This is a genomic window from Marinobacter sp. UBA2498, assembly GCF_002341575.1.
Lineage (GTDB): Bacteria > Pseudomonadota > Gammaproteobacteria > Pseudomonadales > Oleiphilaceae > Marinobacter > Marinobacter manganoxydans.
Genome location: NZ_DDOI01000086.1, coordinates 49,890 through 61,018 on the forward strand (window position 1 = coordinate 49,890; position 11,129 = coordinate 61,018).

Sequence of the window (11,129 nt, forward strand, 5' to 3'; positions counted from 1 at the left end):
CTCGTTGCAAACGAATCTATACTGTGCCGCGTTGGTGCAGCCTCAGGACAAGGATCCGAATGGTTTCCAGGAAGAAAAACGACCGGGATCCTCACGCCAGCCGTGAGGCCCAAAAATACGATAATCCTATTCAAAGCCGGGAATTTATCCTCTCGCATCTCAAGGATCGCGGGGCTCCCGCAACACATGAAACATTGTGTTCCGAGCTTGGTCAGTCTTCGGAGGAGGGTATTGAAGCCCTTCGGCGGCGTTTGATCGCCATGTGCCGAGATGGACAACTGATCTGCAATCGCCGTGGCGCCTACCTGCCCATTGAAGAAGCGGATCTGGTTACCGGTCGCGTGATCGGACACAAGGATGGCTTCGGGTTTCTGGTGCCGGACGATGGCGGTTCCGACCTGTTCCTTACAGCCCGCCAGATGCGTCAGGTGTTTCACGGTGACCGGGTGGCTGCCCGGGTAGATCGGGTGGATGACCGCGGTCGACGTGAGGGTGTGATTGTCGAGGTTCTTGAATACCGGACCAGCCAGACAGTAGGGCGTTTTTTCCAGGAGAGCGGTATCAGCTTCGTGGTTCCGGAAAATGCGCGGATCAACCATGAGGTGCTCATTCCCCAGGAAAATTGCGGCAACGCCCGTCATGGCCAGTACGTGGTGGTGGATATTGTTCGTCAGCCTACCGTGCGCACCCAGCCATTGGGCAAGGTTGTTGAGGTACTGGGAGAGCATATGGCGCCAGGAATGGAGATTGACGTTGCCATTCGTTCCTACGACATTCCCCATAGCTGGCCACCCGCCGTGGGTGAGCAAACAGCCGCAATTCCGGAAGAAGTCACTGAAAAAGACAAGGTCAACCGGAAGGATATCCGCAATCTCAGGCTGGTAACGATCGACGACGAGACGGCACGGGATTTTGATGATGCCGTGTATTGCGAGCCAAGGGCTCGTGGTGGCTATCGTCTGTTGGTTGCGATTGCCGATGTTTCCCACTACGTCCGGCCTGGTACACCACTGGACGAAGAGGCGGTAAACCGCAGTACGTCGGTTTATTTCCCGGATCACGTTGTGCCAATGCTGCCGGAAAAACTGTCCAATGGCCTGTGTTCGCTGAACCCGGGGGTCGACCGCCTCTGCATGGTGGCCGATATGACCGTCAGCGCCGCGGGCAATATCAGCAGTTACAGCTTCTATCAAGCGGTCATGTTCAGTCATGCGCGGCTTACCTATAACAAGGTAAGCACCATGCTGGAGCACCCGGACACCGAACAGGGCTACAAGCTGTGTGAGCAATACGCCAACGTGCTCCCGCAGTTGCACAATCTTTATGGCCTCTACCAGTTGTTGCGCAAGGCCCGTACCGAGCGTGGTGCAATTGATTTCGAAACCACCGAAACCAAGATTGTGTTTGACGCCGACCGGAAGATAGAAGAGATCGTTCCGGTGCAGCGCAACGACGCCCACAAGATCATCGAGGAATGCATGCTGTGTGCGAACGTTGCCACAGCTCGATTCCTGAAAAAACACAAACTTCCGGCACTCTACCGGGTCCATGATGGCCCGTCAGAAGAGCGACTTAATGCAGTGCGGCTGTTCTTGGGTGAGCTGGGCCTGCAATTGGGGGGTGGCGATAGCCCCACGTCTGCGGACTATCAGGAGCTGTTGAACAGTATCAAGGACCGCTCGGATGCCAATGTGATACAGACGGTTATGCTGCGTTCGCTCAGCCAGGCCGTCTACAGTCCGGAAGAGGGTGGCCATTTTGGCCTTGGCTACGCGGGTTACGCCCACTTTACGTCGCCGATCCGGCGTTATCCGGACCTCATTAATCACCGGGCCATCAAGTCGGTTATTCACGGCGGGCAGCCTTCCAAGGATGTGGTTCCGCCACCGAAGCCGGATCCCGAGCTTGCCGAATATCCTTACGATATGGCCCGGATGGAGCAGTTGGGTGAGCACACCTCGATGGCAGAGCGCCGTGCCGATGATGCCACCCGTGACGTCATGGCCTGGCTGAAGTGTGAGTACCTCAGTGATCATGTCGGTGAGGAGTACGACGGTGTTATTGCGTCCGTGGTGCCCTTCGGTTTCTTTGTGGAGCTTTCTGGCGTCTACATAGAGGGGCTGGTGCACGTGTCGACGCTCAGCGGTGACTTCTTCCATCACGATTCAGCCAAGCATCGCCTCATCGGTGAGCGCACGGCAATGAGCTTCCGGCTTGGTGATGAGGTTCGTGTGAAGGTCGTTCGGGTTGGGATGGAAGATCGCAAGATCGACCTGGAGCTGATCAGCGAGCCCGTGCATCGACAGGCAGATCGTGACGCGCTCAAGGTTCCAGATAAAGGCGAGCGAGGAAAGGGCAAGCGCGGCCCCGGCAAAGGAGGCAAGCCGCCCGGCAGAACCAAACCTGGCCAGAAGAGTGCGTCACCCGGCGAGCCTGGCCTGAAGCGCCCGAGGAAACGCCCGGCGTCGGCGTCATCGAAGAAAAAGGGGCCTGAGGCCTTCGATGATAATGAAACGCCATCTGCCAGAGATGAGCTGGTTGCAAAGGCTGCGAAACTTGCCCTGAAAAAAGGCAAGAAGGGCAGTGGCGCTGGCAAAGACGACAAGAAAGCCAAGCCGCGAAAATCAGGCAAGTAACAGGAATCAGAACCAGTGTCCGGAGAGTTTGTGTTTGGCTGGCACGCGGTTGAGGCTGTCCTCAAGCGCGAGCCTGAGCGTCTTCAGCAGGTCTGGATTCAGACCGGCCGGCAGGATAAGCGGGTCAAGAGCATTACCGATACCCTGGACGGCCTTGGGGTGAAATGGAAGGTCGTGCACCGGAAGGAGCTTGATGAGCGGGTGTCCGGTGTCCATCAGGGTGTTGTGGCGGCTGTCAGTGAAAGCCGGGAATGGACCGAAGATGATCTGCTGGCCCAGTTGGCCGCCAGTGACAAACCGCCGTTCCTCCTAGTACTTGATGGCGTAACCGATCCTCACAATCTTGGTGCCTGCATGCGCACCGCAGATGCGGTTGGTGTTCAGGCGGTTATCGTGCCCAAGGACAAGTCTGCGTCACTGACGCCGGTTGCCCGAAAGGTCGCCTGTGGGGCTGCCGAAACGGTGCCCTTTGTGCGAGTCACCAACCTTGCCCGCTTTCTGCGCAGTTTGCAGGATCAGGGTGTCTGGCTGATTGGCACCGCCGGTGAGGCGGACGCCACCCTTTACCAAGCCGATTTCAAAGGGCCGGTAGCGCTGGTGATGGGCGCCGAAGGCAAGGGTATGCGCCGGCTCACCCGCGAGCACTGCGATCAGCTGATCAATATCCCCATGCTCGGCCACGTAGACAGCCTCAACGTCTCTGTGGCTACGGGTGTTTGCCTATATGAAGCACTGCGCCAGCGGCTTGGTTAACCCTTGCACACAGGGCCTTCCCCGCCTAGAATACGTGACCCCTTTTTTAAGGGGTGGTTTTGTATTGCCTGATTGCAGGCAATACCGGGCCAAGCTTTTGATCAAGCCTTTCTTGTAAAGCCTTATTGATAAAGCAAAAAGAAACCGGCAGCAGCAGCTGTCAACTCCTTGCTTTCATGTTTGTCGGTCGCGGGTTCAACGCCGTACCGGTAAAAAGGAAGCTGTTTAAACCGTAGGGAGAACTCATGCGTCACTACGAAATCGTTTTTATGGTACATCCGGATCAGAGCGAGCAGGTGCCCGCGATGATCGAGCGTTATACCGGCGTCATCACTGAAGATGGCGGCAAGGTACATCGCCTGGAAGATTGGGGCCGTCGTCACCTGGCATACCCGATCAACAAGATTCACAAGGCTCACTACGTACTGATGAACGTTGAATGTTCACAGGCCGCGATGGACGAGCTGACTCACAACTTCCGTTTCAACGATGCAATCATCCGCGACATGATCCTGCGCCGTGATGGTGCGGATACAGACCTGTCCCCGATGAAAGCTTCCGAGTCCCGTGAAGACCGTCGTGGCGGCGATGATCGCCCGCGTCGTTCAGCCGAATCTGACGAGCCACGTCAGCGTGCTGAAACCCAGGACGAAGAAGAGTAATTAACCGGAGTTGAGGAGTTAAGTTATGGCTCGTTTTTTCAGACGTCGTAAGTTCTGCCGCTTCACGGCAGAGGGTGTTAAGGAGATCGATTACAAAGATCTGGACACCCTGAAAGGCTACATCACTGAAACCGGCAAAATCGTGCCCAGCCGCATCACCGGCACCAAAGCACGTTATCAGCGTCAGCTGGCTACCGCTATCAAGCGTGCCCGCTACCTGGCACTGCTGCCGTACTCGGACAGCCACGATAACTAAGTAACAGAAACACAGGACTTGGGACCATGCGTGCACTTGCACAGTATGTAATGCGCGGTCCCTTCCAGGCCGGCGGGGTAGCAGCAGTCACGACTGCAGTGCCCTTGTTGTTCTGGATTGGCGCAGCCGTTGTCGGCCTGGTTATTCTCAGGCTTGGTATCAGCCAGGGGCTCAATATCGGGCTCTGGGCATTACTTCCGGCGCTTGGCTGGAGCATTTTCGGGCAGGACCCGACCGCTCTGGCTGTATTGCTCCAGGTGATGCTCATGGCGTCGCTGATCAGAACCACGCAGTCCTGGGAAAAAGCCCTGCTTGCGGGAAGTTTTCTCGCAATCGTCACAGGCCTGATGTTGCCTGTGGTCTACCCGGGCTTGCTGGATGATCTGGTCCAGGCCGGGGTGAGCTTTTACCAACAGTACAATGCCGAAATCGCGCAGAGTCTCGGCGATGACCTCGACAGGGTTATCCGCGACACGATGAACGCGAGTATGGCCGGTACCTACCTGGCAACGGGTGTGGGCATGACCATGCTGGCGCGGTCCTGGCAGGCGGGGCTTTATAACCCCGGTGGGTTCCGCAAGGAATTCCATAGCCTGCGGCTGTCGGCGCCGATTGCGGTGTTGTGTGCAGTGACCATGGTGGTTGGTCCGATCCTCGGGCTGAATTCCATGTTGCTTGCCTGGGCTGCGGGAACACCGTTGTTCCTGGCCAGCCTGGCACTGGTGCACGGCGTTGTTGGTTTGAAAAAGCTCAGTGGGAACTGGTTGGCGATGTTTTATGTAGCGCTGATCCTTTTGGGCCCAAGCCTGATGATTCTGTTAGTGGTTCTGGCTTTTGTGGATAGCTGGCTGGATATCCGGAGGCGTATAAGCCCTGCCGGGCCGGCTGAATAAAGCACGAAGAGGTTAACGAGATGGAAGTTATTCTGCTCGAGAAAGTTGCAAACCTTGGCTCCCTGGGTGACAAGGTAAAGGTTAAGGCCGGTTACGGTCGTAATTTCCTGCTTCCTTATGGCAAGGCTGTACCTGCCACTGAAGCAAACCTGAAGGCGTTCGAAGAGCGTCGTGCCGAGCTTGAGAAAGCAGCTGCTGAGAAGCTGTCTGCTGCCCAGGCCCGCGCCGAGGCCCTCGAGGGTGCCGCTTTCACCATCAGCTCCAAGGCCGGTGAAGAAGGCAAGCTGTTCGGTTCTATCGGTGTGCGCGACATCGCTGACGCGATCACTGCCGGTGGTACCGAAGTAGAGAAGAGCGAAGTTCGTCTGCCGGAAGGCCCGATCCGGGTGACTGGCGAGTACGAGATCGAGCTTCAGCTGCACTCCGACGTTGAAGTAAGCGTCAAGCTGGCGGTTGTTGCCGAGTAAGCCGTTTTCTCTGGAAACGGTGCTGGGGTTGCCCCGGCTCTGGTAATACGCTGGTGGCCTCACTGCCTCTTTGGAGGCGGGTGCCGGCCAACCTGACAGGCCCGAACCGCATCTTGCGGCTTTCGGGCCTGTTGCTTTCTGGTATGCTGTTAAGTCCCTGTAACCCCCTCCCATTGCTTCGGCAGGTCGCTTAAACTGTCGTGGTTATGATGTGCAACTGAAGATGTGTTCATGGCCAAGCCCAATCTGAAGCCCGCGAGTACCGATCTCGAAACCAGCCGGATCAAGGTTCCCCCTCATTCTGTCGAAGCAGAGCAGGCAGTCCTGGGCGGCCTGATGCTGGACAATCGCCGGTTTGACGAGATCTCCGAGGTGATTTCGGCCGCCGATTTTTACCGACAGGACCACCGGCTGATCTTTGGCGCTGTGGAGCGCCTTGCCAGTGAGAGTGAGCCTCTGGATGTGGTCACCCTCGCCGAATTCCTGGAGCGGGCCGGTGATATCGAAGATGCCGGTGGTTTGTCCTATCTGGCCGAGCTGGCCGAGAAAACCCCGGGTGCAGCCAACATCCGTGCTTACGCCGATATCGTCCGGGAACGCTCCATTCTGCGCCAGCTGGTGGAGGTGTCCGGCAAGATTTCCGATTCGGCCTTTAATCCGCTCGGGCGAAACAGCAATGAGATTCTGGATGAGGCTGAGCGCAGCGTTTTCCAGATTGCCGAAGCGCGGGTCAAGGAGGGTTCCGGGCCGCAGGCCATCAACCCCATTCTGGCCAAGACCCTGAGCCGGATTGAGGAACTGTTTGAGTCGGGTGAGCAGACCACCGGCCTGACCACCGGTTTCAAGGATCTGGATGAGCAGACCTCGGGCATGCAGCCCTCGGACCTGATCATCGTGGCGGGTCGCCCCTCCATGGGTAAGACGACCTTTGCGATGAATATTGTCGAGAATGCCCTGATCAGCACCGGCACGCCGGTTCTGGTGTTCAGTATGGAGATGCCGGCGGATGCTCTTGCCATGCGTATGCTCTCGTCGCTCGGGCGCATTGACCAGACCAAGGTTCGCGGCGGCAAGCTGGAAGAAGACGACTGGCCCCGGCTGACGTCGGCGGTGAGCCTTCTGAAAGACAAGCCGCTCTATATCGACGATACGCCGGGCCTGAGCCCCACCGAGATGCGTTCCCGGGCGCGCCGTATTGCCCGGGAAAACGACGGCAAGATTGGCCTGATCATGGTCGACTACCTGCAGCTTATGCGGGTGCCCGGCAACACTGAGGGTCGGACCGCTGAGATCTCGGAAATTTCCCGGTCACTGAAGGGTATCGCCAAAGAGTTGAGTTGCCCGGTGGTGGCCCTGTCCCAGCTTAACCGGAGTCTTGAGCAGCGGCCGAACAAGCGCCCGGTGAACTCGGATTTGCGGGAATCCGGCGCCATCGAGCAGGACGCCGACGTTATCATGTTCGTCTACCGTGATGAGGTCTATAACGAGGATACCTCTGACAAGGGCATTGCCGAGATCATCATAGGTAAGCAGCGGAACGGCCCGATCGGCACAATTCGCCTGGCATTTATCGGCAAGTACACCAAATTCGAGGATCTGGCCCACGGTGACTACAGCGATTATGGCGGGGAGTATTGATGCCCCGCAGCACCGTTGCCCGGATTGATCTCGACGCCCTTCGTCGGAACTTCCAGACTGCCCAGAGGCGGGCCGGCGGTGCCAGGGTGATGGCCGTGGTGAAAGCCGATGGCTATGGCCATGGCATCGGGCATGTGGCCTCGGCTCTCGATAGCCTTGCTCCGAAGTATGCGGTGGCTTGCATCGAAGAAGCGCGAGCCATTCGGGATACAGGTCTGGTACAGCCGGTTGTCCTGCTGCAGGGCGTCCATGCTGAAGCGGATATCGCTGAATGCGCCCGGAGTGGCTTTGAGCCGGTGTTCCACAGTTTCCAGCAACTGGCGTGGCTGGAGCGTCTGGATACATGGCCCGCTTTCTGGCTGAAAGTGAACAGCGGTATGAACCGTCTCGGCTTTCATCCGGACGAGCTGGCCGGGGTGATGAGCCGGTTACAGGCCATGAGCGCTGATACAGAGCTCCTGGGGTTCGTCACGCATTTTGCGTGCGCCGACGATCCAGACAGCGCAATGACGGCGCAGCAGACTGCGGTGTTCGAAAAGGCTACGTCTTCGTTCCCGGATTTAATGAAGAGCGTTGCCAATTCGGCCGCCCATTTTCGACCGGGCCAGCCGATGTTTGACTGGAGCCGCCCCGGAATCATGTTGTATGGCGGCTCACCAATGGTGGGCACGACCGGTCCCGAACTTGGCCTGGAGCCGGTAATGTCGCTTGAGGCCCCCTTGATCAGCACCCGCTTGGTGCCGGCGGGCGAGTCCGTTGGCTATGGGGCTGGCTGGGTTGCCGATCGGAACACGCGGATGGGCATGGTCGCGATCGGTTACGGTGATGGCTACCCCCGGCATGCCGGCACCAATACGCCTGCGGCGATCAACGGCCAGCGGATCAGACTGATTGGCCGGGTATCCATGGACATGCTGGCGGTGGACCTCACCAATGCACCCGATGCGAAGGAGGGTGACAGCGTTGAACTCTGGGGTCGCACCGTGGGGGTCGATGAGGTAGCCGCCTGTGCCGGCACTATCTCCTACGAGTTGATGACCGGCATCACCGGGCGGGTACCGCGGCAATACCGGTAGCGCTGTGGCGCGCTTTTTCAGCCTGGTTCCGGTTCGTGAATGATTTCCTCGATAAAGTCGAGAATGGCAGCGAGGCTGCGGTCGTCCAGCTTTTTGAGCACCTTGTGCACGACCATCTTGCTGCCCTTGAGCATGCTGCTGATGCCCATTTTGGCCATGCCCATCATCATGCTGCTGGCATGCAGGCGGCGAAGCGGCTCCAGGAAAAAGAAGTCCAGACCTTCTTCGGTCATGTCCACAATCAGGTTGAAGAGCTTGTCGATGGCTTCCTTGTCGGCCTTGCCGCGTTCGCGCAGTTCGCCGACGGTATACAGGGCCCGGGTTCGCAACTCATCAGGGATCGGCGCCACAATGTGGCTCTGTTGTTTCAGCATGACAGTTCCTGTTGTTGTATGCTCTTGAAAGAAATAGCAAAGCATTAAATTCAGACTGCATCAGTGTAGGCGCCGGAATCCAGAAGCCATTGGCCAAACCGGTTCCGAAATAACGTCACATCAGTGATATCGGGAGGCATTGAATCCTCGTGCATGTACTTGTTGTTCACGATTACGGCCCTTTGGGGAAGGTTTTGCTGGAGCGCTTGCGGGCAACGCACCTGCACGTCAGCCCTTTGCTTGTCAGCGATCCCTCCAACGCCGATCTTGATGCACTGGAGAACTGGATTCCCGAAGATACCGACCTGATCGTAAATGCACTCTGGATGGCCGATCCGGAGGTCGCCGAGAATGATCCTGAGGGCGTCCATATGGCGGCATTCTCGCTACCCGTGGCCATGGCCGAGTTCGCCCGTGATCGTGGCATGGCGCTGTTCCAGCTTTCCTCCTGCTACGTGTTTGATGGACGAAAGCAAAGCGGCTACATCACTTCCAATCCGGGGCAACCGGTGAATGAACTGGGCAACTGGCAATGGGAGTGCGAGCAGGCCCTGCGCACTCTGCTGCCCAGACACATTATCCTGCGGACCGGATGGAGCCTGGCGCGGTTTATCCGCAAGGTGCAGGTCAGCACAGCGGCCGACGAGGTCCTGTCACTGCCGGGACGTTGCCGGGGGCAGCCGGTGGCGGTCCGGGATCTGGCCCGGGTGATTGAAGCAGTGGTGCTTCAGCTCGATTGTGGTGCCGAAGTCTGGGGGACGTATCAGTACGCCGGTGCCGAGGAAATCAATCTGTACGAGTTGGGCCTGGCAATTGCCGGCCTTCCCGGGATTCCTGAAGGTATCCGGGTGGTAGATGAGGTGCCGGAGTGGGGGCATCTCGAGCCGGTCAATACCACTCTGATCTGCACCAAGATCCGCAATACGTTCGGTATCAAACAGATGCCATGGCGCTCTGGCCTGGTGGATGAACTGACCATGCTGAAAAAGAATAACGGCAGGGAAGTGGAGAGTGAGCCCGCCGGTTGATGACATCGGCGGGCAAAAAGTGGTTTCTCAGTTATTGCACTGGCGGGAGAATTCCCGGCTGACCATCTGCAGGGCTTCGATGTCCAGAAGTTCGACTTCCCGGCCCCGGGCCTTGATAATCCCCTGATTCTGGAAGCGTGTGAATACCCGGCTTACGGTTTCAACCGCTAGCCCGAGAAAGTTGGCGATGTCGTTACGTGCCATGGGCAGGCTGAAGTTGGTCGGGGACATCCGGCGGCGCTGGAAGCGGCTGGAAAGCGACAGCAGCAGTGCGGCAATGCGCTCTTCGGCGGTATTCTTGCTCAGCAGCATGGCCAGCTGATGGCTGTTCTGGATCTCCTGGCTCATCAGGTGATACATGTGATGCTGCAGTTCCGGCAGCTTGCCGGTCAGCTCCTCCAGTTTGTCGATCGGAAACTCGCAGACGCTGGTCCTCTCCAGAGCCTTGGCGGTGCAGGCATAATGCTCGCTGCCAATGCTGTCCAGACCCACCAGTTCACCGGGCATGAAAAAGCCGGTCACCTGCTCTTCGCCGCTCTCGGTAATAATCGACGTCTTGATGGAGCCACTTTTCACCGCAAAGCAGGAGCGGTAGGGCGTGCTCTGGTCAAAGATGTGTTCGCCGCGGTTGAAGATCCGCCCCTGCTGGACAATGTCTTCCAGCCGGTCAAGATCGTTCTCTTCAACTGCCAGGGGAAGGCAAAGGTTGCTCAGGCTGCACTGGTGGCAGGAGGCCTTGAGGGGAGAAGCCTGACGAAACGGAATTGCTTGAGCCATACGTGATGATCCGTCCGATTTGATCCATATCAAAACTGTACCTTAATACGGATAACTGTCTTTGCCAAGGATCAAGCTTAATGATCTTAGAATATAATTCCAAAAGATAAGGGCCCGAAGGCCCCTATGCGAGTCAGGCTTACAGTTTTTCAAACACCAGGGACGCGTTAGTGCCACCAAACCCGAAACTGTTGGACATCACGGTGTTCAGTGCGCCTTCGCGACTTTGCGGGCCGACTAGTGGAATATCGCTGATTTTCTCGTCCGGATTGTTGAGATTTTTGGTGCCTGCAATGAAATCGTTCTGCAGCATCAGGAGCGAGTAGATCGCCTCCTGCACACCTGCGGCACCCAGGGAGTGGCCGGTCAGGGATTTGGTCGAGGAAATAGGGGGAATGTCGGAACCAAAGGTTGCGCGCACGGCGCCCAGTTCGGCGACATCGCCCACCGGTGTGCTGGTACCGTGGGCATTAATGTAGTCAATCTTGCCCCGGATGGTCGCCATGGCCTGCTTCATACAGCGCTGGGCGCCTTCACCGGAGGGTGCGACCATGTCGTAGCCGTCGGAA

General features: G+C 57.7%; 11 protein-coding genes and 1 pseudogene. 9 read left to right on the forward strand and 3 right to left on the reverse strand.

Annotation, left to right across the window (positions count from 1 at the left end):
- Window positions 1-59: 59 nt before the first annotated feature.
- The 8 genes from rnr (at window position 60) to alr (ending at window position 8,381) form a co-directional block, all read left to right on the forward strand.
- A complete protein-coding gene (gene rnr / locus B2W52_RS12015; protein WP_286803233.1) occupies window positions 60-2,636 on the forward strand; it encodes a ribonuclease R in 2,577 nt (858 codons plus the stop codon).
- A 15-nt stretch (window positions 2,637-2,651) separates the two neighbouring features.
- Window positions 2,652-3,389: a 23S rRNA (guanosine(2251)-2'-O)-methyltransferase RlmB gene (gene rlmB, locus B2W52_RS12020; RefSeq protein ID WP_062785619.1), complete on the forward strand. Its 738-nt coding sequence runs from the start codon at window positions 2,652-2,654 to the stop codon at window positions 3,387-3,389.
- 245 nt (window positions 3,390-3,634) lie between these two features.
- Window positions 3,635-4,051 carry a 30S ribosomal protein S6 gene (gene rpsF / locus B2W52_RS12025; RefSeq protein ID WP_008176389.1) on the forward strand — a complete coding sequence of 139 codons (417 nt, stop codon included), beginning with the start codon at window positions 3,635-3,637 and terminating at the stop codon, window positions 4,049-4,051.
- 25 nt (window positions 4,052-4,076) lie between these two features.
- Complete coding sequence (rpsR, locus tag B2W52_RS12030) at window positions 4,077-4,307, forward strand: 30S ribosomal protein S18 (RefSeq protein ID WP_007154918.1); 231 nt, start codon at window positions 4,077-4,079, stop codon at window positions 4,305-4,307.
- A 26-nt stretch (window positions 4,308-4,333) separates the two neighbouring features.
- Window positions 4,334-5,200 carry a hypothetical protein gene (locus tag B2W52_RS12035; RefSeq protein WP_008176381.1) on the forward strand — a complete coding sequence of 289 codons (867 nt, stop codon included), beginning with the start codon at window positions 4,334-4,336 and terminating at the stop codon, window positions 5,198-5,200.
- A gap of 20 nt (window positions 5,201-5,220) precedes the next feature.
- A complete protein-coding gene (gene rplI / locus B2W52_RS12040) occupies window positions 5,221-5,667 on the forward strand; it encodes a 50S ribosomal protein L9 (protein WP_008176379.1) in 447 nt (148 codons plus the stop codon).
- 231 nt (window positions 5,668-5,898) lie between these two features.
- Window positions 5,899-7,305 (forward strand): replicative DNA helicase, encoded by a 1,407-nt coding sequence (dnaB, locus tag B2W52_RS12045; protein WP_148608138.1) that lies wholly within the window; start codon window positions 5,899-5,901, stop codon window positions 7,303-7,305.
- Entirely contained in the window at window positions 7,305-8,381 is a 1,077-nt protein-coding gene (alr, locus tag B2W52_RS12050) for an alanine racemase (RefSeq protein WP_286803238.1), read from the forward strand. Before dnaB ends, alr begins: the two co-directional genes overlap by 1 nt.
- Before the next feature lie 17 nt (window positions 8,382-8,398).
- Here the strand turns inward: alr and B2W52_RS12055 are convergent, their stop codons facing one another.
- Complete coding sequence (locus tag B2W52_RS12055; protein WP_053114594.1) at window positions 8,399-8,755, reverse strand: hypothetical protein; 357 nt, start codon at window positions 8,753-8,755, stop codon at window positions 8,399-8,401.
- A gap of 149 nt (window positions 8,756-8,904) precedes the next feature.
- Here B2W52_RS12055 and B2W52_RS12060 point away from each other — a divergent pair, with 149 nt between their 5' ends.
- On the forward strand, window positions 8,905-9,783 hold the full coding sequence (locus B2W52_RS12060; protein WP_273070739.1) for a sugar nucleotide-binding protein: 879 nt from the start codon (window positions 8,905-8,907) through the stop codon (window positions 9,781-9,783).
- Window positions 9,784-9,810: 27 nt separating this feature from the next.
- Here B2W52_RS12060 and fnr read toward each other — a convergent pair whose 3' ends face one another.
- On the reverse strand, window positions 9,811-10,560 hold the full coding sequence (gene fnr, locus B2W52_RS12065) for a fumarate/nitrate reduction transcriptional regulator Fnr (protein ID WP_273017260.1): 750 nt from the start codon (window positions 10,558-10,560) through the stop codon (window positions 9,811-9,813).
- A gap of 139 nt (window positions 10,561-10,699) precedes the next feature.
- Window positions 10,700-11,129 (reverse strand): annotated as a pseudogene (locus tag B2W52_RS12070) (beta-ketoacyl-ACP synthase I); the annotation flags it as partial.

Bases quoted from the DNA above. Each gene is read 5' to 3' on its own strand.
- alr (WP_286803238.1), top strand. From the start codon at position 7,305: ATGCCCCGCAGCACCGTTGCCCGGATTGATCTCGACGCCCTTCGTCGG.
- rpsR (WP_007154918.1), top strand. From the start codon at position 4,077: ATGGCTCGTTTTTTCAGACGTCGTAAGTTCTGCCGCTTCACGGCAGAG.
- dnaB (WP_148608138.1), top strand. From the start codon at position 5,899: ATGGCCAAGCCCAATCTGAAGCCCGCGAGTACCGATCTCGAAACCAGC.
- rplI (WP_008176379.1), top strand. From the start codon at position 5,221: ATGGAAGTTATTCTGCTCGAGAAAGTTGCAAACCTTGGCTCCCTGGGT.
- fnr (WP_273017260.1), bottom strand. From the start codon at position 10,560: ATGGCTCAAGCAATTCCGTTTCGTCAGGCTTCTCCCCTCAAGGCCTCC.
- B2W52_RS12055 (WP_053114594.1), bottom strand. From the start codon at position 8,755: ATGCTGAAACAACAGAGCCACATTGTGGCGCCGATCCCTGATGAGTTG.
- rpsF (WP_008176389.1), top strand. From the start codon at position 3,635: ATGCGTCACTACGAAATCGTTTTTATGGTACATCCGGATCAGAGCGAG.
- B2W52_RS12035 (WP_008176381.1), top strand. From the start codon at position 4,334: ATGCGTGCACTTGCACAGTATGTAATGCGCGGTCCCTTCCAGGCCGGC.
- rnr (WP_286803233.1), top strand. From the start codon at position 60: ATGGTTTCCAGGAAGAAAAACGACCGGGATCCTCACGCCAGCCGTGAG.